Origin of the sequence: Paenibacillus cellulosilyticus (assembly GCF_003182255.1) — a bacterium.
GTDB classification, from domain to species: Bacteria; Bacillota; Bacilli; order Paenibacillales; family Paenibacillaceae; genus Paenibacillus_T; species Paenibacillus_T cellulosilyticus.
Window position 1 is genome coordinate 112,518 of sequence record NZ_QGTQ01000008.1, and the last position, 24,810, is coordinate 137,327.

At 48.1% G+C, this 24,810-nt stretch carries 25 protein-coding genes and 1 pseudogene; 4 read left to right on the forward strand and 22 right to left on the reverse strand.

Going from position 1 to position 24,810, the window contains the following annotated elements; all coding sequences use genetic code 11:
- Positions 1 to 8 precede the first annotated feature (8 nt).
- The 13 genes from DFQ01_RS12935 to splB all read right to left on the reverse strand — a co-directional run bounded on the left by DFQ01_RS12935 (position 9) and on the right by splB (position 11,640).
- Complete coding sequence (locus tag DFQ01_RS12935; RefSeq protein WP_110044311.1) at positions 9 to 767, reverse strand: cytochrome c oxidase assembly protein; 759 nt, start codon at positions 765 to 767, stop codon at positions 9 to 11.
- Between the two features lie 4 nt (positions 768 to 771).
- Complete coding sequence (locus DFQ01_RS12940; RefSeq protein ID WP_110044312.1) at positions 772 to 1,257, reverse strand: DUF2243 domain-containing protein; 486 nt, start codon at positions 1,255 to 1,257, stop codon at positions 772 to 774.
- A 196-nt stretch (positions 1,258 to 1,453) separates the two neighbouring features.
- Positions 1,454 to 2,125, reverse strand: a complete 672-nt coding sequence (locus DFQ01_RS12945) for a serine/threonine-protein kinase (protein ID WP_110044313.1) — start codon at positions 2,123 to 2,125, stop codon at positions 1,454 to 1,456.
- Positions 2,126 to 2,183: 58 nt separating this feature from the next.
- The gene (locus DFQ01_RS12950) at positions 2,184 to 3,134 is read right to left on the reverse strand and encodes a phosphotransferase family protein (protein WP_110044314.1); all 951 of its coding nucleotides are present in this window, start codon (positions 3,132 to 3,134) and stop codon (positions 2,184 to 2,186) included.
- A 113-nt stretch (positions 3,135 to 3,247) separates the two neighbouring features.
- Positions 3,248 to 4,030, reverse strand: coding sequence for an SDR family NAD(P)-dependent oxidoreductase (locus DFQ01_RS12955; RefSeq protein WP_110044315.1), 783 nt, complete (start codon positions 4,028 to 4,030; stop codon positions 3,248 to 3,250).
- 60 nt (positions 4,031 to 4,090) lie between these two features.
- Positions 4,091 to 4,969, reverse strand: a complete 879-nt coding sequence (locus tag DFQ01_RS12960) for an aldose epimerase family protein (RefSeq protein WP_110044316.1) — start codon at positions 4,967 to 4,969, stop codon at positions 4,091 to 4,093.
- Between the two features lie 134 nt (positions 4,970 to 5,103).
- A complete protein-coding gene (locus tag DFQ01_RS12965; RefSeq protein ID WP_110044317.1) occupies positions 5,104 to 6,171 on the reverse strand; it encodes a polysaccharide pyruvyl transferase family protein in 1,068 nt (355 codons plus the stop codon).
- 22 nt (positions 6,172 to 6,193) lie between these two features.
- On the reverse strand, positions 6,194 to 7,327 hold the full coding sequence (locus DFQ01_RS12970; protein ID WP_245946658.1) for a glycosyltransferase: 1,134 nt from the start codon (positions 7,325 to 7,327) through the stop codon (positions 6,194 to 6,196).
- On the reverse strand, positions 7,314 to 8,042 hold the full coding sequence (locus DFQ01_RS12975) for a glycosyltransferase family 2 protein (RefSeq protein ID WP_110044319.1): 729 nt from the start codon (positions 8,040 to 8,042) through the stop codon (positions 7,314 to 7,316). Before DFQ01_RS12975 ends, DFQ01_RS12970 begins: the two co-directional genes overlap by 14 nt.
- A gap of 32 nt (positions 8,043 to 8,074) precedes the next feature.
- Positions 8,075 to 8,266 carry a hypothetical protein gene (locus DFQ01_RS12980; protein WP_110044320.1) on the reverse strand — a complete coding sequence of 64 codons (192 nt, stop codon included), beginning with the start codon at positions 8,264 to 8,266 and terminating at the stop codon, positions 8,075 to 8,077.
- Positions 8,263 to 8,661 carry a hypothetical protein gene (locus tag DFQ01_RS12985; protein WP_110044321.1) on the reverse strand — a complete coding sequence of 133 codons (399 nt, stop codon included), beginning with the start codon at positions 8,659 to 8,661 and terminating at the stop codon, positions 8,263 to 8,265. The genes DFQ01_RS12980 and DFQ01_RS12985 overlap by 4 nt, the downstream gene beginning before the upstream one ends.
- A 189-nt stretch (positions 8,662 to 8,850) precedes the next feature.
- On the reverse strand, positions 8,851 to 10,200 hold the full coding sequence (locus DFQ01_RS31915) for a collagen-like triple helix repeat-containing protein (protein ID WP_217490336.1): 1,350 nt from the start codon (positions 10,198 to 10,200) through the stop codon (positions 8,851 to 8,853).
- A gap of 372 nt (positions 10,201 to 10,572) precedes the next feature.
- Complete coding sequence (splB, locus tag DFQ01_RS12995) at positions 10,573 to 11,640, reverse strand: spore photoproduct lyase (protein ID WP_110044323.1); 1,068 nt, start codon at positions 11,638 to 11,640, stop codon at positions 10,573 to 10,575.
- Between the two features lie 409 nt (positions 11,641 to 12,049).
- Here splB and DFQ01_RS13000 point away from each other — a divergent pair, with 409 nt between their 5' ends.
- Entirely contained in the window at positions 12,050 to 12,667 is a 618-nt protein-coding gene (locus tag DFQ01_RS13000) for a hypothetical protein (protein WP_146216867.1), read from the forward strand.
- Positions 12,668 to 12,734: 67 nt separating this feature from the next.
- Here DFQ01_RS13000 and DFQ01_RS13005 read toward each other — a convergent pair whose 3' ends face one another.
- Together DFQ01_RS13005 and DFQ01_RS13010 are read right to left on the reverse strand one after the other, a co-directional pair.
- On the reverse strand, positions 12,735 to 14,792 hold the full coding sequence (locus DFQ01_RS13005; RefSeq protein WP_110044325.1) for a pectate lyase family protein: 2,058 nt from the start codon (positions 14,790 to 14,792) through the stop codon (positions 12,735 to 12,737).
- 540 nt (positions 14,793 to 15,332) lie between these two features.
- On the reverse strand, positions 15,333 to 16,103 hold the full coding sequence (locus tag DFQ01_RS13010) for an AraC family transcriptional regulator (RefSeq protein ID WP_342769989.1): 771 nt from the start codon (positions 16,101 to 16,103) through the stop codon (positions 15,333 to 15,335).
- Positions 16,104 to 16,272: 169 nt separating this feature from the next.
- Between DFQ01_RS13010 and DFQ01_RS13015 the strand changes: the two genes are divergently transcribed.
- Positions 16,273 to 17,124, forward strand: coding sequence for an aldo/keto reductase (locus DFQ01_RS13015; RefSeq protein ID WP_110044326.1), 852 nt, complete (start codon positions 16,273 to 16,275; stop codon positions 17,122 to 17,124).
- Between the two features lie 69 nt (positions 17,125 to 17,193).
- Here the strand turns inward: DFQ01_RS13015 and DFQ01_RS13020 are convergent, their stop codons facing one another.
- Genes DFQ01_RS13020 through DFQ01_RS13030 form a run of 3 tightly spaced genes read right to left on the reverse strand, consistent with a single transcriptional unit; the run spans position 17,194 to position 19,895 of the window.
- Positions 17,194 to 17,592, reverse strand: a complete 399-nt coding sequence (locus DFQ01_RS13020) for a (R)-mandelonitrile lyase (RefSeq protein ID WP_110044327.1) — start codon at positions 17,590 to 17,592, stop codon at positions 17,194 to 17,196.
- Between the two features lie 2 nt (positions 17,593 to 17,594).
- Positions 17,595 to 18,848: a multidrug effflux MFS transporter gene (locus DFQ01_RS13025; protein WP_110044328.1), complete on the reverse strand. Its 1,254-nt coding sequence runs from the start codon at positions 18,846 to 18,848 to the stop codon at positions 17,595 to 17,597.
- A gap of 6 nt (positions 18,849 to 18,854) precedes the next feature.
- Complete coding sequence (locus DFQ01_RS13030) at positions 18,855 to 19,895, reverse strand: NAD(P)-dependent alcohol dehydrogenase (protein ID WP_110044329.1); 1,041 nt, start codon at positions 19,893 to 19,895, stop codon at positions 18,855 to 18,857.
- A gap of 180 nt (positions 19,896 to 20,075) precedes the next feature.
- Here DFQ01_RS13030 and DFQ01_RS13035 point away from each other — a divergent pair, with 180 nt between their 5' ends.
- A complete protein-coding gene (locus tag DFQ01_RS13035; RefSeq protein WP_110044330.1) occupies positions 20,076 to 20,624 on the forward strand; it encodes a TetR/AcrR family transcriptional regulator in 549 nt (182 codons plus the stop codon).
- Between the two features lie 99 nt (positions 20,625 to 20,723).
- Here DFQ01_RS13035 and DFQ01_RS13040 read toward each other — a convergent pair whose 3' ends face one another.
- Both DFQ01_RS13040 and DFQ01_RS13045 read right to left on the reverse strand, forming a co-directional pair.
- Positions 20,724 to 22,025: a DUF4179 domain-containing protein gene (locus DFQ01_RS13040; protein WP_110044331.1), complete on the reverse strand. Its 1,302-nt coding sequence runs from the start codon at positions 22,023 to 22,025 to the stop codon at positions 20,724 to 20,726.
- A complete protein-coding gene (locus DFQ01_RS13045) occupies positions 22,001 to 22,528 on the reverse strand; it encodes a sigma-70 family RNA polymerase sigma factor (protein ID WP_245946667.1) in 528 nt (175 codons plus the stop codon). Before DFQ01_RS13045 ends, DFQ01_RS13040 begins: the two co-directional genes overlap by 25 nt.
- 98 nt (positions 22,529 to 22,626) lie before the next feature.
- On the opposite strand from DFQ01_RS13045, the pseudogene DFQ01_RS32000 reads away from it, so the two are divergent.
- Positions 22,627 to 22,769 (forward strand): annotated as a pseudogene (locus tag DFQ01_RS32000) (LysR family transcriptional regulator); the annotation flags it as partial.
- A gap of 89 nt (positions 22,770 to 22,858) precedes the next feature.
- On the opposite strand, the gene DFQ01_RS13055 reads toward DFQ01_RS32000, so the two are convergent.
- The gene (locus DFQ01_RS13055) at positions 22,859 to 23,626 is read right to left on the reverse strand and encodes a YheC/YheD family protein (RefSeq protein ID WP_110044333.1); all 768 of its coding nucleotides are present in this window, start codon (positions 23,624 to 23,626) and stop codon (positions 22,859 to 22,861) included.
- A 232-nt stretch (positions 23,627 to 23,858) separates the two neighbouring features.
- Entirely contained in the window at positions 23,859 to 24,767 is a 909-nt protein-coding gene (locus DFQ01_RS13060) for a dihydrodipicolinate synthase family protein (RefSeq protein WP_174812676.1), read from the reverse strand.
- Between the last annotated feature and the right edge of the window lie 43 nt (positions 24,768 to 24,810).

The following is a 24,810-nucleotide window of genomic DNA, read 5'->3' on the forward strand; positions in this document are numbered from 1 at the left end:
TTATATTATCATAAGACGCTTGATTGATCTTTAATGAGTCTCGTTTTGTACCATTGAAAACATAGGAGGACGATGACGATCAGTTCAATGGCGTCCCCTCCGTAATACATGAGCATCGCCCCTGCCTCCGCCTGCTGACTCGGTACATGTCCCGGAGGCGAACCATATATATATTTGGACAATATACTATGGCCAGCTATCGCGACAATTAGCATAATGGCCCTGTATGCAAAGCCGAACCGGCGATAAACCAGATCGAGTGAAAGGATTGACGCTGTAAATAAATAACCGGCGGCAAATAGATGCAGATGAACCAAGACATAAATCGCAGCGCTTTCATGCATCATCGAATATAGACGGGTAGCGTACAATGCCCATAGTCCTCCGATGTTGAGCGTTACCGCTGTCAACGGATGCATGACAACATGCATATACGGATGTTTAGTCAGACGAACACAACGCCGTGCATGATGTACGGACATTGCCCTTAAGGCCAGCGTGAACGGTGATGCGATCACAATGAGCAGCGGCGCAAGCATGCCGAACAATAAGTGCTGTACCATATGGGTTGTGAAGCTTGCATGGGCCCTTTCTACCACTGACCCTTGAATCGTCAATGCCACAATCCATATGCCTCCACACCAACATAATGTACGGGATACCGGCCACTTCCTGTAGCGGCGATTGGACCGAGCGGCAGCAGCGATATAGATAAAAGTAAAGGCGGCACAACATACGACGAGTATTGAATTAATCAACAACTCCATTGGTTCAGGCCCTGGCTTTACTGCTTCGTTGTTTTTGATTTACGCGCGCGAGACCAATGCCGATGATGATCAGAAGGGCTGCCAAAACGTTCCAACCTACATCGTAAGGCATAATGTCCACGTTGTAACGAATTTGGTGCAGCCTCATCATTTTGTGCTGAACGATGCCATCGTAAAGTTGAAAAATACCAGCGCCGAGGAATATGCCGCCGAGCCAACGACGGAACCGGAAAGCTTGCGCTTGTTTGAGTGCGGCCATCATGAAGGATGAGGCGATCGTGGCGAAGAAGCTGAGCGCATGGAACAAGCCATCCGAGACCAGCCCTGCAGCGGTTGTCGATTTGTCGTAAAAGTGATGCCAATGAAGCAGTTGATGAAAAACGGCTTCGTCGATAAAGCCCACAAAGCCGACTCCGAATAAAATGCCTGACCACAGATTTTGCGAGGCTTTCGTTTGTATTTGATCTTGCTGGGTATTCGTCAGGGCCATCTTCTGCATAACTCCCCTATGCTCGTTTTTCTTACCATATGGCATTAATACCTGCTCTGAAGCTGACGCTCCTCTTCGAAAGCTCCGATGAGGTTTTCTCATACCTTTATTGCCAGCGGCGCTTCTGCATAAACAGGCCATAGGAATTGAAGAAAAAAAGCAGCCTGCCAGCGGCAGCCTGCTTCACTTCTTTCAACTAGCTTTTGGAAGAACTACGAATAAACCGATAGCCGCGGCGCACGCTGTTCATGACCCACTCCGGGATCGCGACGGGACGTTTGGATAGAAACGGCTTATAAATTCGGGTATACGCACGCTTCAAGTCATCCCACATCATGCACGGCTCTACTTTCAGAAAATCGGATATATCCACGACGAGTCCACGTCCGCCCGACACCATCACGTTTTTGCCATGAACGTCATGCGGATGCAGGCCGCGTGATCTTGCGTAATCCAGCGCCTCGTCGATATCGCTTATCGCGCGCTCTGGTATGAGCTCGCCCTCTAATATGCAATTGTACAGCGTCTTGCCGCTGAGACGGCGCAGCACCAAATACTTCACCCCATTCGTCTCTGCCGCGTGGAAACAGCACGAGTAAGCGGGATGATCGCCTATTCGGCGATAAACTTCAACCTCTTCCTCCCAGCCTTCCCGGCCTGGGGCATATACCTTCACAGCATATTGATCCATATCGTCTGAAGATGGGACGAATACAGCGGCATAGTTGCCGGCGCCGAGCAGCTTCGAATGTTGTGGATAACGATCGACTCGGATGGGCTCACCCGGGTGTTCGCTTCGAATAGCTAGCTGCGGCAGCAGCTCCTGCTCGGTCCACTCGATGATTCTATTATGACTTCTAGCATTCATTTCGTTACAACGCTCCTAGAAACTTATTAACCAGTGATCCTATTATAAAAGAATAAGTTCAAGAAAACAGCCCGTGATCTCGATTCAACTGTACAGCTTGTTTCGCGTAAGCGGCGAAGGTATCTATCAAGTCTGGACGTTTATCAATCGCCCATCTGAGGTTATCGAAAGCTTTTAATAGCAATAATTGTCTGGAAATAACCAGCTCTTCTTCCCTTATGCCGTAACCGTCTATGAAGGCTTTGAATTCCTCATTGTTTAAGCCATTTTCAATCCATTGATGCTGCATCAAATGGATCAAATTCCAATGAGGTACAGCGTTTACTGCTGCGTTGCCCCAATCAATGAGTGTCACTTGGCCATCCTGGTTAGTCATCGTATTTTTTAAGGAAAGATCGCCATGGACTAAGCCGAATTGGAACGTTTCGTTCTTTATTTGTATAAAGAGATTACGTACTTGCTGCGATTCAGCAGGTGTTAGTACACTAAGGGCAATTAACGGGTCATCTTCCGTTAGTTTGTTGATGTTATGCTGTACATATCCTAGCCAACTTCCGTCTGATCCTGGATGAGGAGGTGAGCTCCACTCGCCTTGTTCCGTATCGATCAAATTCTCCCCATATCCTTGAACCGGTATGGAATGAATACGTCTCACATATTGGCCAAGCTGCCTCCATATGTGCTGCCTTGGTGCTATGCTGTCTAATCCGTTCTCGCCTTCTACGAAGGATTGAATCATGTAGGCTGTATCGTCTGACATTCCGATGGTTATAACCTCGGGTCCAGGAACGCCAACCGCCGCTGCTTGCTCGATACACCATTTTTCTTTCATATAGGTTGGATATGCACCTTTATCGTTCATGCGAACAACGACTTTATGGCTCGTTGTCTGGACTACGCACACGTGATTGGCAAAGCCTTTGTCGATGATTGGATACGAGGTTTTCACTTGTTCTTGAAGAAAATCGCTGGCAATTTGCTCGGCTCGTGTAACGATGACATCCTTCATTACAATTCTCTTCCTCCTGCCCGTATCCTCTTTGATTAAAACAAAAAGCCGTTGTTTTCTTGCATATCGCAATCAAACAACGACTTCTAAAGGTTCAAGCATCATTGTGAAGATTATAGAACAGCCGCCTTGCCGCCATCGATATTAATCGCTGTACCGGATACATAAGAAGCCGCTTCTGACACGAGAAAAGCAATTACGTTCGCGGCTTCCTCCGTACGACCGATGCGTCCGAGCGGAATGTCGTGCCGCGGATCAGCAGCGAATTCGTCCCAAGTCAAATGAGGAGCTGTCGCCTGCCACATGCGCTCAATCTGATCACTTCTGATCAGACCGATGCAGACAGCGTTAACACGAATGCCATCCCGCGCGAGATCCTTGCTCATGGCTTTGGTCAACGCTAGACCGGCTGCACGGCTGACCGAAGTCGGCAGCGATGAGCCGGATGGCGTTTTGCCGCCGACAGCGGTCACATTGACGACTGCGCCCCCACCTGCCTGACGCATATACGGCAATGCAGCTCGTGTAAAGTGGATTGCGCCGAACAGCTTGAGATCTAAGTCGGCTGACCAAGCAGGTACATCGACTGCTTCGAACGGCTTAGCCGCAGAAGTTCCTGCGTTATTAACCAGGATGTCGATACCGCCAAATCGATCGACAGCTGCCGCTACAGCGCGTTGTACATCTGCTTCGATTGACACGTCTGCTGCGACGATAAGAGGTTCAGTACCTGTCTTCTCCGCGATTTGTTTCGCGGCCTGCTGCAGCGAATCCTCATTCCTTGCGACAAGCGCAACTTGCGCACCTTCGGACGCAAGCAGCAAGGCTGTTGCAAATCCGATCCCTTTACTGCCACCTGTGATGATAGCACGCTTACCTTGTAGTCCCAGTTTCATATGGATATGACTCCTCTCTAAATTGATATTGTGATGGACTCGAATAGTCCAAGCCTATTATTAAGCTTCGTAGGCTATCGTCATCTGCAGCTGAAGGGCTTGTCCGGGTTCAACGAGCAGCAGCCCCTTCTTATCGTTGAGCGCTTCGTTGAGCGCAGTCCACGGCTCGACGCAAACGAACGGCTTCCCTTCTACCGACCATAAAACAGCGTAGCGGAACGTCTCGCTGTAGCTTAGATGTACGCGTCCACCGCTGCTTTTCAACGGAAATGCAATCTCCGGTCGTTTCGAATCCAGCAAGGCGACGGATTCGACGAGTCCGTTCAAATCAAACGTGCCGTTGAACGGTTTCTCGACATTGTCATTATAGTCAAGCAGTTTCGTAGCATCTGAGGAATAAGCCAAGTTCTTGCTGTCCGTTGCGAAATACGGATGGAAGCCTGCAACCATCGGCATTTGCTCTCCGGACTGATTGGTGTACTGCTGTTCGATCGACAGCTTCCCGTCTTTAAGACGGTATGTGAACTGCAGTTCGAACGCGAACGGGAACGAAGCTAACGTTTCTTCGTCACTGTGAAGAGTCAGCGTGACGTATGCACCGTTGTCTGTACCAGACTGTATGACCTCCCACGGCTTCACACGTGCGACACCATGATTTTTCATCTGGTACGTGCTGCCCTTCCATTCGTATTGTCCACCGACTAGTTGTCCGCAAATCGGGAACAACACGGGGATGCCTCCTCGGATGTTCGCTTGCGGGTTCAAGAATGTGTCCCTGTCCAGGTAAAGCAGCTCTTGTCCATTCAATTCACAATGGATGACGATCGCGCCGCGTTCAGGACAAACGACGACGCGTGATCGCGTTGCGGCCTCTTTCAATTCGATTAAAGGGTAACCATCAACAAAATGATGTATGGTATAGTTCGTTTGTTCGCTCATGGATGTGCCTCCTGTGGATGTTCATTTAGACTTAATCCTCATTATACCAATAGTTAGACGGAAATGAACAATCAGGACTTGCACTAAAAAAAGAGAATGTCCATCACAGCTGGACATTCTCTTCAAAAGCTGCTTTAAAAGAGCCGCTCACGAAACGGTGTAACGAGCGACTGATATGCTGTCTGACGCCCTGCGTCCAGCTTGCTTATATAGCCCTCTCGCCATGCTGCGGCAGCTTGAACCTTCTCCGTTAGCTTATGAGCCAGCTGTTCGTCATCTGAGGCGATGATCCAATCGGCTAAGTCGAGGCCGTGCATCAGATCGAAGCTTTTGAACCGGTAACCTATACAGACGAATGGGACGTTCGCCGCGGCAGACAGCAGATTGGCATGCAGCTTGAAGTTAATGGTCGCTTCGAATCCAGACAGCAGCTCTACATAATCCGCCGCCGTATATACGTTGGGATCGAACGTAACATGATCGTCATGTCCAAGCTTTCGATACAACCGCGCCAATGCCTCTTGGTCCGGTCCCCAGACCGAATAGAGATGGAGCCTGTATCCGAGAGCCAGCAGTGAGCGGCCAGCTTCTGCTAATGCATCCTCCACTCGTTCCTCGTTGCCGCCGTAAATTCGGTTATACGAGGTGCCCCAGTTGATACCGATCGTCCGATATTGACTTTGGTCGGTTCGAGCTGGAGCCGATACTGGCACCAGCGCGTTCATAAGCATCGCAGAATCGCCACTGATGGAGATATGCTCAGGCAATGCACCTAGCGAATCCATATAATTCACCGTCCAAGGTCCCCGTACTCCGCAATAAGCGCTGTGTTCCATGACGGCTTTCAGCTTTTGGCGATACTGGATACTCTCATTGACTGCGTCTGGCACCAGCAGCCCCTCTGCCGATTGCTCCCATTTATGAAGTCGGTCATGGCCGCTGCCCCAGATGATGATGGTTTTCCCGAGCTCGAGCGCATCATGCACGAGATCAACATATCCCGGGATGATCAACGAGCCGCCGCCGAGCACGATCGTATCGTATTGGTCTACCTTCTTCCATTCTACCTGCGGAAGAGAAGGGATGATTTGATACTCTTCTTCGTTCAGATGAGCATCCGCCATAGCCCGGAACATCTCCCACATCCACTCATCTCCAAGATTGTTGAAGCCAATCCACCCTAAATATAATACCTTACGCATGCGATACAATCCCTCCATCCTATCAAGTTCTCGTCAGCAAGTCGCCGTACAGCTGCTTCATCTGAAGCGCTTTGTCACGGATATGAAAATTCGCACGTGCCCATGCTTGCCCTTGCCGGCCAACCGCTTCCAGTCTGTCTGCTGATGCGAGTGCTTCAGTAATTGCTGCACCAATCAACTGCTCTGATGGACGTTCCTTGGAGTTGTGATCGCCAAAATAATACTGCCAAGCCTCATCATAAACAGGCTGATCCACCAGGCCAAAATATCCGTGGTTGCCAATCGCCAGCACCGGCTTGCCGCACGCCATCGCTTCAAGCGCAACTCGTCCGGTTCCAACGACAAGATCGCCAAGATTGTAGTAGTCGCGCATTTGCAATTGGCTGCCTACCAAATGAACGAAGGTAGTGCCGCATTCTTGATTCACGGCCTCGGCCAGCTCGGCGATTACAGCTGACTGATTGCCTGAACCCGCGATTACCACATGAAGCGGAGTTGATCCACTCAATCGAATCGTACGTGCGGCTCGTACGAGCATCGCGCATACTACTGCTTTGTCCCATGCAAGACGGGACGCATAGACGACTATTTTCTCCCCTTCATGGATGTTCAGTTGGGCACGCAGTGCGGCGGAAGGCTCGGAACGATATTGTTCAAAATCAACGCCATTCGCAATTAGATACGACGGAATCCCCTGATAATCCAAATAGCCTTGTACCGGAGGACTAACGCTAACGAAGGTGCAGCCGGCTTCCTTCATCAATTGGAGCTGATCCGGCGGATAATAAGCGCCATGCACAGTGAACACAACCGGAATGCCCAATTTTCTAGCGGCATCCGCTGCATACAGGCCAGATGGTGTTTGATGAATATGAAGCAAATCGATCTTTCGGCTTCGCATGATTTGCGTAAGCGCGTAATCGGCCTGCTTCTGACGTTCAGGGTCCATCAACTGCTCCGCAGTTAGTCCAACGAGATGGATCGGACACCCTGCACGAACAAAAGCATCGTACATTACGCCGGATGCACCAGCATAAACCGGGACGACGCCGATTGATGGGAAAGTTTTCACAAGGCTCAGTACATACGTTTCCGTTCCGCCCACGGAAAGACTATCCATGACCATAAGCGGCCTAATCCGATTATGCGTCATCATTCTTCTCCTTCTGAGGCTTGCCGAAATAGTTGCGTGAACGCTGCTTCGGATGTTTGCGATAGTAATACAGCACTTCCCGCAAGTTCTCAACGTTTCTTGCTCCAGGCTTGATCACTTTCGCTATAAATTCATAATCCTCTGCGCCTTCGATTCGCCTTGTGTGTCCGCCGATACGGTCGAATACAGCGCCACGAAACATGACTGTTCCATGGCAGATGCAATGTCCGCCTTTCTCATAAACCTTGCCAATCTGCTCGCCGTATTTGAGCCAGTACACGGGCATCCGTCGGTTAGGCAGGCCATCTTCGAACACTTCGTAATTAGTACCGATCAGATCGATATGCGGATGATGGTTCAAATACCGGACCTGAATAGCAAGTCGTGCTGGATGTGACAAATCGTCGGCGTCCTGTATGGCGATATACTCCCCTTTGGCCAAATACATCCCCGTAGTTATCGCGCCAGCATAACCTGTATTGCGAGGCAGCCGCAGCGTGTAGATTCCCTTTCCTTCCCTTAACAATGGTTCATTGTTATTAAGCCAATTCATAACATACTCGTAAGATCCGTCTGTGGAGGCATCATCAATAAGTATGAGCTCCCAACTCTCATAGGTCTGATCGAGCAAGCTCGTCAAACATTCCGATAAATACGGAAGCTTGTTATAGACGGTAATGACAATGCTGACTAGTCCTGGTATACGTTGAAACGACACGGGTTGTCTCTTCTCCTTACTTTCCATAATTGTTATAAGAGCCGGATGTAAGAAATGAAACGAAGTTGAATAATGGCATAGCTTCCGTTCTCATAACCGAATTCCTCCGATGTGCGGATCGTCACCGCGGCGCCATCTACCGAAACAAGCGTACCGCAGATCGTTTCCAATGCGCTCGCGATCTGAACCTCCTTGTTCACGAGGGATACCAATTCTTCAATCATTTGTCGACCTGCTTTCCTGTTAAATGAAAGGCGATCAGCTGTTCCAGCGGCGCCATTACGCTCGTCCCACCTTGTTCACGTACGACCAAATAATCGCTGCCCACCTTGGTGATGGTCCCTTCGACTGTACCGGCCGGCGTTAACAACTCGACTGGCTTTCCTGTGTACGGTTCAAACACTTGCTTGAGCTTATTCAAGCTGTATGTGCCGGCATCGCGTTGACTCTCATATTCAATTGAAGCTAACTCTTCTCGAATGGTCTGTCGCAGCTCATTCAACATCGTTGACCCATCTTGTTGGTTGGGTGCCTCTGACATCGCTGTTCGCAACTCCAGCAGACGAGCAAGTCCGTCAAAATATTCTTTCAGCTCTCTCTCATTCACAATAATCTTCAACTCTTCTCCATCCTCCTGTTCTATGTGGAAACTACTAATCTTTCTCTTTACCTAGCGTATACAGATTGAGGAAAGAACGATTGAGTCATTCCACTAGCAATCTATGAAAATGTTCGTTTGTCTTTTCAAGACAAAAAGGACACCGTTCCCTACGTTCCGTAGGGGCAGGTATCCTTATAGATGCAGGGCTCAAGTCAATCGATGCATGGACCATACGTTTGCGGATTCGGTTGCTCCGCCGATATTGATGTTGACAGTAAGACCACTGTTGACATAAAAGATCCCAATGGTGTCGCCTGCGTTAAGAAACACATCGCCGGTCAAGGTTACAGTTGCGCTGCCAAGTATGACACGCAAGGTCAATACCAGCAAGATATTTACATCAAGAATAGGAAATAGTCCAGTAATCAAGTCGGTAACCGGCGCACTCGTTCGTCTAATGACAAAGCTTGGATTGACTGTCGCCCCAATTTGAACGCTGAGCGCTGCAGTTGTTGTATAGGTGAGAGTTGCTTTGATCGCATAGCGACCGGTGACCGGTACCGTGTAAGTGCCGGTTATCGCATTAAACCCAGTCCCTGTGTAATACGGATCGGTCACGGTCCAGTTAGCTAGCTGCGTACCTGTTGCTGAAACGGTTGGTGCTCTAGTAGCAGAAAATCCATCAGCTAGAACGCTAGGTCCCGTTGCACCCGTATCGCCGGTGGCTCCCGTCGATCCGGTAGCCCCAGTAGCTCCCGTAGCTCCAGTAGCTCCTGTAAGCCCGGTTATACCGGTTGAGCCTGTGGCCCCTGTAGATCCATTCGTTCCGGTTGCACCTGTAACGCCACTTGCACCAGTAGCGCCATTAATACCAGTGTTACCTGTCGCACCGGTAACTCCCGTTTCCCCTGTTACACCTGAATTGCCGGTATTACCAGTGACGCCCGTCGACCCAGTAATACCATTCGTTCCTGTAGCTCCTGTGACACCAGTCGCACCGGTAAATCCAGTAGCACCAGACGTGCCCGTGATACCGGTAGGTCCAGTTATGCCAATGCTGCCAGTAGCGCCAGTAGCGCCAGTAGCGCCAGTAGCACCTGTGGTTCCTGTAGTTCCTGTAGTTCCTGTAGTTCCTGTAGTTCCAACCCCAGTCGCTCCGGTTATCCCCGTTTCTCCAGTCGTCCCGGTAATACCTGTCGGTCCAATAGCGCCAGCCGTACCGGTTTCACCCGTTGCACCTGCGGTCCCAGTCGCTCCCGTTGATCCAGTAACGCCAGTGACACCAGTCGTACCGGTCGCGCCAGTCGCGCCTGTTTCTCCAGCTCCAGTTGGCCCTGTGACCCCAGTTGTACCAGTTATACCGATCCCAGTGACACCGGTCGCGCCTGTATTGCCCGTGTTACCAGTGACTCCCGTAACTCCTGTAGTACCGATTCCAGGATCGCCTTGATAACCAGTTGGTCCAGTCGCACCGGTAACTCCTGCAGGACCTCGAATGCCGGGAATGCCTCGCAAGCCTTGAAGACCTTGTACGCCTCTATTTCCTGTCTTCCCCATCGGCCCAGTCGCTCCAATTAGTCCAGATGAACCTGCTGGTCCAGTCGGACCGATCACGCCAACCGGAGGGTTAGGTTTAGGCTTAGGGTGATGTCGTCGATGATGTTTCTTTCTAAACGGTTTGCAACAGCATTTGTCAAGCGCCATTCGGCAGGTACGGCAACGTCGTATCGTTGTATGACGTTTCAACGGTTCACCGCTCCTTTCCATCGGAGCCCCAAGCGATACAACAAAAAAACCTCTCGATAGAGGCATGCATGTTGATTTGATTCAATTTATGAAAGTGTTAGTCTATTCATGACGATCAAACGATGATGACTACTGACTACAACAAAGAAGAGCCTGCAAGCAGCAAGCTCTTCTTCGCTTCAGTCATGTGAAGTATTCAATTCTGGCTTCTGGGAAGTGGTCATAAATCTGTTGAAAAATGAATTGTTTGAGTGCGTTCGCTTGATCATCCTGATAGACGTATTTCCCTTGCCCCCAGCGACCCCACTTGTATTTGCGGTTCTCCTCGTCCATCTCAAGCTTCGATTTCGGGTAGCGTTGTTGGATAACCGTTTTCGCTGTTTTCGTAAAACGGTGCTGAATGAGTTCAAACGTAAGATCGGATGTCGCTTCTCTAGGAAGTGCTTGTTTGAGGCGAGCGATCAGATCGGCGTAGCCGTCTTCCCAACCTTCATGCCATATAATTGGAGCGATAATGAAGCCAAGCGGATAGCCGGCGTGCGCCACCTTCCCGGCCGCCGTAATCCGTTCGTGAAAGCTCGATGTCCCCGGCTCGAAATTGCGAATGACATAGTCTGCATTGACGCTGAAACGAAACCGAGTATGCTTATTGTGCTTTGCATCCAGAAGCGGCTCCACATGATGATATTTGGTCACAAAGCGCAGACGGCCGAGTGGTTCTTTTCCCATAAATTCGATGTATTCCTTAAGCGAACCGGATATATGCTCAAGACCTACGGGATCGGACGTACATGCTGCTTCGAAGCGGGTAATCTCAGGTGCACGTTCCTCGATATACTTTTTCGCTTGGTCTAGAATATCTCCGGTGTTTACATAGACGCGAATATACGGTTTTGCCCCGAGCGTGGTCTGAAGGTAACAATAATGGCAATGCCCCATGCAGCCGGTAGCGATGGGAATGGCATATTCCGCCGAAGGCTTGGATTGGTCGAATTTTAACGTCTTACGAATGCCAACGACCAGTGTGCGTTTAGCAATTTTGTATTTTTCTAAATCGCTCTCCCCCGGTAAATTCGTGATTCGATTATGTGAGCTGGTGATACGAATCGGTAGCCCTTCCTTTTGAGCCCAATCATGGATTCGTTGGCCTTTCGGATACTCCAGCGCATCTGGTTCAAAATAAACGAGTTCCGGAACGAATATCTTCGTTTCGCGTACTGGCGGGGCCAGCAATCCCGACGAGTTGGACAAATCCTATCCCTCCTGCAGCTCACTTCACATAGGTTTAAGGTGGACGAATTCATCGTTTTCATACCTCATTCCCTATCCCCAGTGAATGGGCATAGGCTGCTTCGTGCATCATAAGTGAATACCAAATCCATCCAAGCGCCCATAACAGCGCTCATCGAGGATCCATTCGGGAAGGAATTTATTTATGCCTAACAGCGCCTATTGGTATCTGGGTTTAAGCTTTGTTAGCCTTCTATTGTTAACGTATACGCTGATTCATGCGAGGAATGTACGGGCTGTCTTCGTTTTCCTTATGATGAACCAACTCGCATATTTCATTGAAACTGTGATTTATATTTTTGGATGCAGTTATGTATATCATCCGGGTTTATTAAAGAACAGTGCGTATTATGACAGTAATATGGGGGCATTGACTTCGAACCTGCTCGTTATCCCCACAGTTGCGATTATGGTGGCCGTATTTCAGCTGCGATGGAAATGGATCATAGCCATGATAGCTGCGATTGGAGTGGTGGAATGGCTGTTTGTAATCATTGAAATCTATACGTTGAACTGGTGGAGAATCGTATATACAGCCGTCGGATTACTATTCTACTTGCCGATAGCGCCAATCCTGTATGCCCGTCTCCAACGTCCGGTTAGGGGCATACTCCATTCTTTGCTTCTATTCTTGTGCATCGCTCCGATTATGGGAACGCTGCATGTCGTGCCCATCATGTTCTTCATGAATCGGAGTTATGACCCGGGTTGGTTCAGTGATCCTGCTCATGATACAACAGCCTTCGCTTCCTTGTATTACGTGTTTATGACTTGTGTCATTGTCACCTTCATGAAGCTGCAAGCCGGCCGCGTGTGGGTAAAGTTTGTTGCGATCGCCTTGTTCATCTTCATCATTACGCAAGGATTAACAACGACCAAGTTGCTCACAATCCATAAATGGTGGGACCCTTGGTTCTATTGTTTGTTCCCAGCGACTGTTTATTTACTCTTCAGACCGATCAGCGCTCGATTTGCAAAAGGGGGATAAAAAAGGATCAAGCACTCGCCATCAATAGATGGACAAGAGACTTGATCCGATTAAGATTCTCTCAACGTTATTTGAGTTCTATATAATACAGATTGGTCGTATCAGCCTTCGTAATCGTATGAGTGCCTGCTGCAAGAGAAACACTAACAATGCCTCCCGTCATGGCATAGCTGGTACCATCGATCTTGATCTGGGTTCCGTCCGCTGAATTGAACACTAACGTTAATGTTTTGGCTGCTGTTGTCGTAAATCCGATGCTGGTCGAGCTTTCAATCTTCAAACACTGTGTTAGTGTTAATCCGCTATAGGTTACTGTGCCCTTCGTTGTTGACAGATTCCCCTGAATCGTGAAGAAGCTGCTCGTTGTGCCGCTTGTCGTGAAGTTGTGAACGATGGATTCCGAAGTTGTATCGGTCGGAGTTGTAGTATCTGTTGATGTGCTTGAATTTCCTCCGACAGATACAAGACTGGTCGTGTAGCTTTGAATTTTGGACATAAGAGCGGTATTAACTGCATCGGACGTGTCGTCAACGGAATCGGTAAATTCCCATGTGAAGTCTCCGTGATTGAGCCGACCCGCCTTATCTGATACGACCTGCTCGACACTGCTTGCCGCATCGATGCTGGACGTACTAACACCTAAGTCCTTCAATGTATCGAAGTTGTTGTAAGCAGTTCCGCCAACCAATGTTTTGTAAGTGCTTGGCACGGTTGCCGTCCGAGAGGAAGCAAGATAAGCATCAAATGATGTGGCATTCGCCGCTGTCGTTCCTGCACTGGAATTCGCATAAATCACACTGTCGGCGCTTGCAATGAGATTGTTATACGCTTTGATCATTCCGCCGTTCTCACCGGAGAATGTACCTTCCCCTAAAGCATCTGTCCCCTGCAAGGAGCTCATCATTGGGTATTTGGTATGTCGGAAATAGTTCGATTCCACAAAGGCTGAACTTCCCGTCGTTACACCCACCCCATACTTTGCGTTGCCATCATAGAAGTTATTATAAATATGGACCGATCCTGTCCGAATCCGCGGATGACGGGAGTCTGAGTGGTCGAACCAATTGTGGTGGAACGTGGCGTAGAAATCAGCAGTTTCACTCAATCCAACGAGCGAAGCTTTGCCAGAGTCCCAGTAGTGATTGTATGAAATCGTTATAAAAGTGGACCCTTTCTTCATGTCCGTAGAGCCATCGCCTTTGACTTGATCCGCGTCGCTTCCGGCAGAGCCGTAGAAAAGATCATTGTTATGCAGCCAGACGTTTGCATTGCCCGTATCGAGTGAAATCCCGTCGTCTGGGAATAACATCAAGCCTAAATTCCTTACTTCGACGTTACCGACATACCGGAGCAGAAGTCCCCAACCATAGGCAGTGGCGTCCTGTCCGATCCCTTCAATCGTCATATTCATCGCAGTATAATCGGTTTTTCCTTTTACTTGGAGATAGCCGCTGCTGTTGAGCTGTCCACTCATGTTTGCAGCCGTCACTTTACCGATAATACGAATCGCAAGCGGCGTTGTATCGTAGCCCTTTTGTCTGAGTGTCAGAATCTCTCCGATCCCAACCGCTGTTTGCTTATCGCCTGCACTGTTGATTTTTACATCAAGCGATACCGTTTGAGCAGTAGTTGATGTTACATACACGACCTGAGCCCCGCTCTGCAGCGTGCCGTTGTTATTGTAAGCGCCGGATCCTGTGCCGAACGTTGACGTTGATGCAAAGGCAAACCCAGAACGATCATGCGCAGTTGCGGTTAACGTGCCTGAAACTGCACTTGCCTTTGTACCGTCTGACAGAACAGCTTCAACTTTCATCACATAAGTACCAGCTGCGAGCCCTACTGCATCAGCTCTCCAGTAGGACGAATAATTACGGATTAATTGGCTATCCAGCTGCTGATATTGCGAATCTGCTGCAGTAGAAGGTTTCACGTAGACGTTATACCCTTGCGCGTTGCTTACAGCTGACCATTGTACGTAGGTCGTCTCATTCCAGGCGCCGCTGCTCGTAATCGATACACTGGCAGCATGAGCGGTTGGATTACCGAGTCCACTAGTCATTAGAGCAAACGCAAGAGCAAGAAAGACTACGTAACTTGTTAACTTGGCTGCACGCTTCTTCAATTAAAATCCCTCCTAATTGGTTGATGACCGTTTGCGAACGACAATGGAATCGCTTACAATATTTCGTTTTGTTGATTGCTCCCTCCCCTCTTATCTTGGGCTTGAGACTTGCATTCGAGCAACTTCAGCCTACCTGTTCCGAAGTCAGTTCCGAAACAATCATTTACACATATGACCCTATTTCAATGCGTGTCTAAGGCGCGTTGCTGAGATAATGATTATTGTAAGGGTCAAATGACACTTTGGAGCCGAACCTTCTCTATTTTTGAATGGAGGCAATACAAAAAAACGCAAGACCATAATTATGTCTCACGTTTACCGTTTATCGATGATAACACAATCCGAATATATGCTATATTAATTGTGATCGGACATTCTGATATGGATTTGGTCGCTATTCCCTTCTGCTTGCTCATACGCTTCCTTTAATCGCTTGACATCTGCTTTGGGCGGATACCCAAACATGCGAGAATATTCACGGCTAAATTGTGACGCACTCTCATATCCAACCCGATACGCAACCTCTGTTGCATCTGCAGACTACATTAACAATAAGCTTCGAGCTTCTTGCAATCGCAGCTGTTTCTGAAATTGAAGCGGGCTCATGGCTGTGATTTCTTTAAAATGTCTATGGAATGATGAAACGCTCATACTAGCGAGATCAGCAAGCGTATCGATTCTTATTGGTTGGTCATATTGCTCGATAATTTGGTCAATTGCTTCTCTTATGCGATAGGCATTGCTTCCCTCTACTGCAATTTGAGCAAGAGTTGCGCCGTATTGCCCTTGCAGCAATCTATAAATAATTTCTTTCTTATAAGTAAGAGCAAGATATGGAATGTCTTGAGGATAATCGAGTAATTGAACCAACCGAAGGACAGCATCTAATAGAGATAAGTCGACTTGACCGACTAACATGGCTCGAGAAGCATTATCTTTGGTATTGGAATATAAATCAGCATCTTTCAGGACTTCAAAAATCTCCTTCTGGCTTAATTCAAGTTTCAAGCTCAAGTAAGGGACATCAGATGAAGCATTTATAATCGTTCCAATTACCGGAAGGTTAATCGATGTAATCAGGTAATCCGATGGTCCATATACTAGTCGCTCATCAGCCAATAAGATTTCTTTCAACCCTTGAGAAACAAAGCAAAAAGAAGGATTAAATACTTTATGCGATGGCTCATCCACTTTATCCGAACGGATTAAAAATAGTGAAGGGATTGCTGTCTGCAATACGCCAGATTGTTTGCAATGGCGATTGATCAATTTAGTAACTTTATCTTGGCGTGTTTTTAACTCCTGAAGCATTGGACCCTCCTAGATGGTTTAATCTTGTATTATTATAAGTCATTCGTATTCGGATTAGTAATGGCATTGAGAGGATTAGGCAATCATTTAAGACGAATTAGATATTTGTTTTACCTTCAGGATTGCATAATAAAGTCACGCCCTAAAGGAGCAAAATGGAGGTGTGGATATGCGAGAAGTCATTTTGAATAACGGAGTTGCAATGCCTATCCTAGGTTTTGGCGTGTTTCAGATTGCAGATCCAGTTGAGTGCGAACAAAGTGTTTATGACGCTATTACGGCAGGCTATCGGCTCATCGATACAGCTGCCTCTTATCTCAATGAAGAAGCCGTTGGCAGAGCGATTAAACGAAGTGACGTGGCAAGAGAGGAATTGTTTGTTACCACGAAACTCTGGGTGCAGGACACTGGTTATGAGCGTACCAAAATAGCATTTGAAAGATCGTTAAAAAAATTGCAGCTGGACTACTTGGATTTATATTTAATCCATCAACCGTATGGAGATGTATACGGCTCTTGGCGTGCGATGGAGGAATTGTATCGCGAAGGAAAAATCCGAGCCATTGGCGTTAGTAACTTCCATGAGGATCGATTGATCGACTTGATCATCCATAATGATATCATACCTGCGGTTAATCAGATCGAAACGCACCCTTTCCATCAACAGATCGAAAGTGCAAAGTTCATGAAAGAGCATCAAGTTCAGATCGAATCCTGGGCGCCTTTTGCTGAAGGAAAGAACAACTTGTTCCAGAATGAGGTATTGGTATCAATTGCCGATAAGCATCATAAATCCGTTGCTCAAGTGGTTTTGCGTTGGCTGACACAAAGAGATGTCGTTGTCATTCCAAAGTCAGTTCGTAAAGACAGAATTGTTGAAAATATCAATGTCTTCGATTTTGAATTAAGCCAGGAGGATATGGAATCGATTGCTGCGCTAGATACGAAACAAAGCTTGTTCTTCTCGCACCGCGATCCACAGATGGTGCAATGGCTCGGCAATCGTAAACTTGATATTTAACCTCCCGGCCCTTAAGAAACTCCAAAACCGTTGAGAGCTCTCAACGGTTTTGGGTTTATTACATTTATATTACGATCTGTTGTAATCATCGTCACTCACATGCTCCAGCCAATCCACCGCTTTGCCATCCAGACGTTCCTGAATGGCGATGTGAGTCATCGCTGTGGCAGGCGAGGCGCCATGCCAATGTTTCTCCCCAGGCGGGAACCAGACGACATCGCCAGGATGAATGTCCTCGATCGGACTTCCCCACCGTTGAACTCGACCTTTGCCTGCTGTCACAATCAGCGTCTGTCCGAGCGGATGCGTATGCCATGCGGTGCGTGCACCGGGTTCGAATGTAACAGCTGCTCCAGCTCCGCGTGCAGGTTCATCCGCCTCGAATAACGGATCAATGCGAACAGTACCGGTAAAATAATCGCTTGGCCCTTTGCCGGAAGGCTGGGTGCCGACTCTTCTGATTTCCATGTTTATATCCCTCTCTTTGATCTGCGAATGATTGATTGTGCCTTGCTGTGATCATCGTCTGCCGCATCGCTTCTAACGACGACTATATAGGAAACGATGGCCAATACACTAGTAACAAGCATAACGATCCCGAAAGGGATAGCAGAATTCTCGCCTGCTATACCTACAAACGGGGAGATGACGGCGCCTAATGCAAATTGAAGCGTCCCTAGCACGGCAGAAGCACTTCCTGCAATTTGACCATGAGGTTCCATCGCTAATGTAATCGACATCGGCCCAATGATGCCGATGGATATAGCGAATAAGAACGTAGAGCCGAATACGGTCCATAATGAACCATAAGAAAGAACAGCAATTAGGATTGCAGCCGTTGAGACAAAGGATAAGGATAGTCCAATCCCAATCATTAGCCGTTCGCTCATTCGTCCCGCCATCGATTTGACGAGTTGAGATCCAACCATAATAGCGAGACCGTTCATTGCGAACAAGATCGAGAATTGGACCGGTGACAGACCATAAATGTTCTGATAAATAAAAGGCGTACCTGCTACGAAGGCGAATATTCCCGCGAATAATATCCCATTCAGAAGGGCATAGCCCATAAACGATCGGTCACGAAATAACGAGATATAGTTCTCCACCAATGTCTTAAGGCTGCCTCGAACACGTCGCTCAATGGGTAAGCTTTCCTCTACTCCCCATAATGAGATGGCTGTTAGTAGTATGCCTAACATCGCCAAGAAAACGAATACACCGATCCAAGAACTATATGATAAGACGGCACTCCCTGCATTCGGTGAAATTAACGGCGCGATGTTGCTGATTGTCGTAAGGAGCGATATAAACTTCGTCATTCGAACGCCGCTGTATCGATCACGAGCTATCGCTCGAGAAATGACAAGGCCTGCTGAAGCCGCAATGCCCTGAATGAAGCGGACCGCAATAAATAGTTCAATATGAGGGGCAGCGGCACACCCGATCGATGCAGCAATGTACAGAATCATGGCCATAAGCAATGGCTTGCGTCGTCCATATCGATCGCTTAGCGGCCCCATCACCAATTGACCCAAGCCTAATCCCAATAGACTAGCAGTTAAACTGGCCTGAATCAGCGAAGCATTCGTGTCGAAGTCATCCATGATCTGCGGCAGCGAAGCAAGATACATATCGACCGTGAACGGCCCTAAAGCAGAGAATGCGGAAAGCATCAGAGCCAGCTTCAAGGACGGATGGTTCCGAACATCGTTATCGCTCATTCAGACCTATAAAGTGGAGATGTCGATCACAAATCGGTATCGTACATCGCTGCGCAGGATTCGCTCATATGCTTCGTCCACCTGATCGGCACGGATAATCTCGATTTGAGGCGTAATGCCATGCTCAGCAGCGTAATTCAGCATTTCTTGCGTTTCAGGAAGCCCGCCAACTAAGGATCCAGCAATGCTGCGGCGACTCAAGATTAAGGAGAACGCATGGTATTGGCTTGGCTCAGCGGGTGCTCCGACATTAACAAGCGTACCGTCTACGCGAAGCAGCGATAAATACGAATCGACGTCGATCGAAGCGGAAACGGTATTCAGGATCAGGTCGAAACGATTAGCCAGCTTGCTGAATGTTTCAGGATCTCCCGTTGAGAAATAATGGTCCGCGCCAAATGACTTTGCTTCGCTCTCTTTATCCTTCGCCCGGCTTAAGACCGTAACTTCAGCACCCATTGCATGCGCGAATTGAATCGCAACATGGCCAAGGCCGCCCATCCCTAGAATGGCTACCTTCTTGCCTGGACCGGCTTGCCAACGCTTCAATGGCGCATATGTCGTAATACCGGCGCACAATAATGGACTGGCAGCATCCAACGCCAATTGTTCCGGAATATGCACAACGAATCGCTGCGACACTACGATGTGCTGGCTGTAACCGCCGTAGGTCGGATTACCATCATAATCGAGGGAATTATAGGTTGCGACGTAGCCTTTCGTACAATGCTGCTCTTCCCCTTGAAGGCAGTATTCGCATTCGCCGCAAGAGTCCACGTAACAGCCAACGCCAACGCGATCCCCAACAGCAAATGTAGTGACCTTCTCCCCTACAGCCGTTACGATCCCTGTAATTTCATGACCAGGCACCATTGGGAAGATTCCCCCCTCCCAGTCGCCATGAGCGCTATGAATATCGGAGTGGCAAATGCCGCTAAACTTAATCGCAATCGAGACATCATCCGGACGTAATGGTCGTCTTTCAATTGTTGTTTTCTCAAACGGTGCTTTCGCAGCCGAAACACTTAGAACATGCGTTTTGCACATGGATGTGTTCTCCTTCCAATCTTATATTTGTGTCAAATAAACAAATGAATTTGATTAATCAACATATGTCTATTATTATGGAGCAAGTACGCGATGACAATGGTTAAAGAAGATGGATCTGTTCATATATCAACACAATGATCGAAAGTGTTAAGTAACTTGGAAAGTTTGGTGAGATGGGTGGCGAAAGTGGATCGGAGAATAATGAAAACACAGGAGGCTTTGAAGAAGGCCGTAATTGAACTGATGAGCGAGAAAAATTTTGACGAGATTACGATTCAGGACATTGCAGACCGCGCCAACGTTAATCGCGGTACCATCTACCTTCATTATCAGGACAAGTATGATTTGTTGGATAAGCTGATCGAAACTCATATTAATGAATTAGGCGAGATGGGCGAATGGGCATGCGAATTGGAATGGGCTGAAGCGCTTGTCCCCTATTTCGAGTATTTCGAGCGCAATTATTTGTTCTTCTCGACCATGTTAGCAAGCAAAGGAACACCGTCCTCGTTTCGAACGCGGCTTCTATCCTCCTTCATCGAGGGGTTCAAAGGAGAGATTGACAGAGCTAGCGACCGAAACCAAGCGATAAACGATGATGTAATGCTGCAATTCACCGGGACTGCTTATGTGGGCGTTATCGAATGGTGGATCAAGAACGGAATGCCATATCCACCTCAGGAGATGGCGAAGCAAGTCGGGGCTTTACTGGGTAGAAGCTTTTAAATGACGATATTCATCAGATCCCCTATTTCAATTCACCTGCGTTTCACAACTAACAAAAAGACGGCAGTCGATCGCAGGATCGTCTGCCGTTAAGCAGGTTCAGTTCAGCCCATCTACATTCGAATCGGAAGGCAAATCGACAACGATTTTAAGGTCCTCGAAATAATGGGTTGGATTAAACACAGGCGATGTAACTTGGAATGAATCGGCGCGATCAACGTTAGAGAATGAAATCTCATACTTGTATGGGCTGCCCTCTATTCGAATTGGCGGGCTGACTCTCGGCAGTGGATTCCCTTGACGATCTTCAAGTGAGATTTTATTCAGTTGTTCTTCGATCTGTTCGCCCGTAACCTCGCAAATGATCGTTAATTTGTTATTGTCCAATGTCTGATCCACGATCCTAACAGAGCCTACATCCCCTTGCGGTATCGTGATAGGCTTCCCCATCCATTCGCCGTCAACTTTCACCGTAGAATAAGAGGTGCTCAGATAAGGAATGATTGTTATTTGCTTCGGGGTTGTCTCGAATGGTTCAAAATAATACTTGAACTCGCCGCTCTCCTTCGACGCACCGTGTGCCTGATCGCTCGTAGAGCCTGTTGAACTTCGAACATTGCCTTGTTCATCGCTCACTTTGAACTTCAAGCTCCCGTATTTATCAAGGCCTGCGTCAGGCAAATGTACGGACAATACCGTCGTAGTCGGGTATAACGCAATCGTTTGATAGTCGAAGTTGATCGCATTCCAAGTTCCGGTCTTGTTAATGACAGCGGTATGGTCATTGCCGCGACGCTCTATAGGAATCGTTGCAAGTGACGAGGCGTCAATAGGAGACACTATATCTAGATTGAACTTGTCGGGCAGCTGATCTGTCGTATTGATGTTAAGCGTTCCGGCATACGTTCCATTGTCCAATCGTAAGGCTGGAGCACTCAAGGTATAGTTCACGCTTGTCCCATTCACCTTGAAGACGATGTCAGTTGCGAATTCATAAGGATCTAAGTCGGCTGCTGGCGCTATCCAGCCAAGGATCAGGTTAGATCCATCATAGATACTTTCTGTGAAAGTAATCTTATGATCGCCGATTAGAACCTGCTGCCCGAGTGGTGTGGACAACCCGAGTTGACTTGCTCTCTTCGCGCCTCTGTCTCCAACGAAGTCGAAGACAGACCCTACCAGAGGAATCGAGCGTATCGCTTCAGCAAATGCCGGCGACAACGATGTCATGCCCATTGTTACGGCTAGTGCAGCTGCTGCGGCTATCGAGCCGATCGCTCGTTTGGAAGGTTTTCTGCGTTTTCTCTTCAGCTCGCTAAGCGTATGGTGAACGCGTTGGTCAATCGATTCGGGCAAGGTTATGTTCACTTGATCACTCAATCGCTGCTCCCATTTTTCCATGTATACCCCTCCTGTTCGCCCAAAATATGACGTGCTAGCTCACGGGCTCGGCGTAACCACGTCTTAATGGTGTTCTCGGGTTTCCGGTAGATTTCGGCTAGGTCTTTAATCGATATGTCGTTTATGTAATATAGCTGGAGGAGATGTCTCTCCTCGTCCGGTATTGATGCTAGCAGCTGCTCCAGTTCAACTAGCTCATATCCGCTCTCAGTTGTCGAAGGAAGCGTCGCATTCCCTATCTCGATCAGCTGCTTGTGCTGTCGATGAATTCGATTGCATTCATTGATCAGAATGCGCAGCAGCCAAGTTTTGAAATAAGCAGGCTCTCGCAGCGTGGTGATCTTCTCAAACGACTTTAGAATCGCTTCTTGAATGGCGTCGCTGCAATCCGCATCTCGTTTGAGTATCGTTCTGGCCACTTGGTACATCACGACTTTATGGGCTTGGATGAGATTCTCAAAGGCTGGTATGCTGCCTCTTTGGGCTTTCTTCACTTCCTTCATTACGTCCAATGCATCTCCTCCTTTCGTTTAGACGTATGTTAGATGCACAACAGCGCGGTGAGGTTTCATAATTAGAAAAAATAGACATCCGATCAGGTGAAGGCGCTAAAGCCGAGATCTCAGCCATATTCGAGCACAATCATATTGAACCGAAAGTTCGGTTCACGACCTGGGATGATACGCCATCATGTCGATGGTGGAGAACGGACTTGGAATCATCATTTTACCAGAGTTTATCTTAGTCGTGAGTTCTCGATTGACTTGCTCGAACTTCTTGCATGCCAAAAAGCCGCAATTACGCGGCTTTTTGGGCGGTATTCCGATTTGGATTCACTTTACGAGATGCAAGTCATCGGGTGGCTGTTGTCGTGTATTAGCCCGGTCATAGCGTTGTATTTTACGGAATATTCTTCGGTCCGGATGCTTGAGAAAAATATAAGGGTCTGGACTCGTATTCACTTCAAGAATCCAAGGCTTCAAGTCTGATTCCAATGCAATATCCAGTCCGATCTTATAAACGCGCGGGAAAGATTTCTTCATCGTACGCCCGGTAGCAACACCCAGCATCGACAACGCTTGCAGCTGCTTGCTTACTTGTTCGGTATGCGGCGCAAGAAGACGCTCTGCGATTACGATTTCTCCCCCGTTATGGTAATTGGTTACGATCTTTTGTTTACCCGCTACTCTTCCGATGATCCCTGTTGTTTCCCACTTCTTCAGAGGAGACCATTGAACCATTACCCTAAGGTCAAATCGCCTTCCTTTGTACTTCAGAAGGTTGACTCCCCTCTGTGCAAGGTAGCGCTTCCCCTTCGTATCTCTTAGAATCGATGCATACATCGGGTTGAAGTCGGCATAGGTTCTTATTTTCTTATCAAGTTGGTATCGATAGCCGCCTGACTTCACTTTCTCTACTCGCATAACACCATTGCCGTAGGTGCCGAATTCCGGCTTAATGTAGACCATTCCATACTTATTCACTAGCCCGTTTAGGCTGCTTCTGGTCATACGAACCGTTTCCGGGATGTGCCTTGCCAACTCACTATCGTTTTGAATCGCTCTCGTTTTCCTCCACTTGCTTCCGATGTGTGCGGACATTCGTTCTTTTGTCCCCTCCTTGGCTGGTTCTCGCTTATCATTTATTTAATAAATGCTATTATCTACGGAGTTTCCGATCGGCGGTGAAACCGTAATTAGCTCCGGTGCAATCATAAGAAGTTTCACGCTCTCCTTGCTCCTTCTCACTATTGACCAGACGAATTATGCTATTCAATTCAATGAAAAAAGCTACCCCTATTAGCCTACTAGGCCTAATAAGGGCAGCTCTTCCTTACACGAGCGATCCTTCAGCAGCGGAGATCAGCTGTTGGTTGATCAGCATTTGCTTCAGGTTCTGTTTGCGTGCTTCGCTCAGCGGCGTGAGTGGAAGACGAACCTTATCGCAAGCGATAACGCCCATTTCCTTCAGCGCGAATTTGAAGCATTGAATGAACTCGTTGCGGATCGAACCGGTAACGATTGCCTGTGGCGCGATGTGACGGTCATGCAGCACCTGTGCTTCTTGATATCTCTTCTCTTGAACAAGTTGGAAAATGTTCGTCAGCACATCCGCGCGTAGGTTGCCAGCTGCAGTCGTCAGGCCGATTGCACCCTCGATCAGCTCCGGCATAATGAGCAGATCTTCACCAGCCAATACCCCAACCTCACCGCCAAACGCTTCGTGAATCTCGCGTACCTTCGACGGCTTTGGCGTTGTTAGCTTCAAGTAACGCATACGCGTTGTCAATTGACGAACTTGATCGATAACGCCAACAGGCACCTCAACACCGCCGCCGCCGTCATAGATCATCAAGTCGATGTTGCCTATCAGGCCGATCGTGGCAAAGTGCTGGATCATGCCTTCCGTCGTTACTTGACCATAATACGGCGGTGTAACAAGCACCGCGTCCGCACCTTTCTCCGACGCATATGCAGCCAGTTCTGCAGCGATGTCCGTACCGGAATGCGAAGCGCCAACGGTCAAGCTTGCACGGCCCTTGAGACGCTCGGAAGCAATATCGATGATCCGTTTCTTCTCCGCGTTAGTCAACGCATAGAATTCGCCTGTCGTTCCAAGTGTAATAACGCCTTCCGTTCCAAGATTCATGACATGATCCAACAGGTTAATTAAGCTGCGCTCATCGATTTCGCCCTGCTCGTTGAATGGTGTAGGAATAATGACTTGGTTTCCTTTAATCATCTTCATTTCTCTCCTTTAGTGATCCTATTTAGTTAACATATTT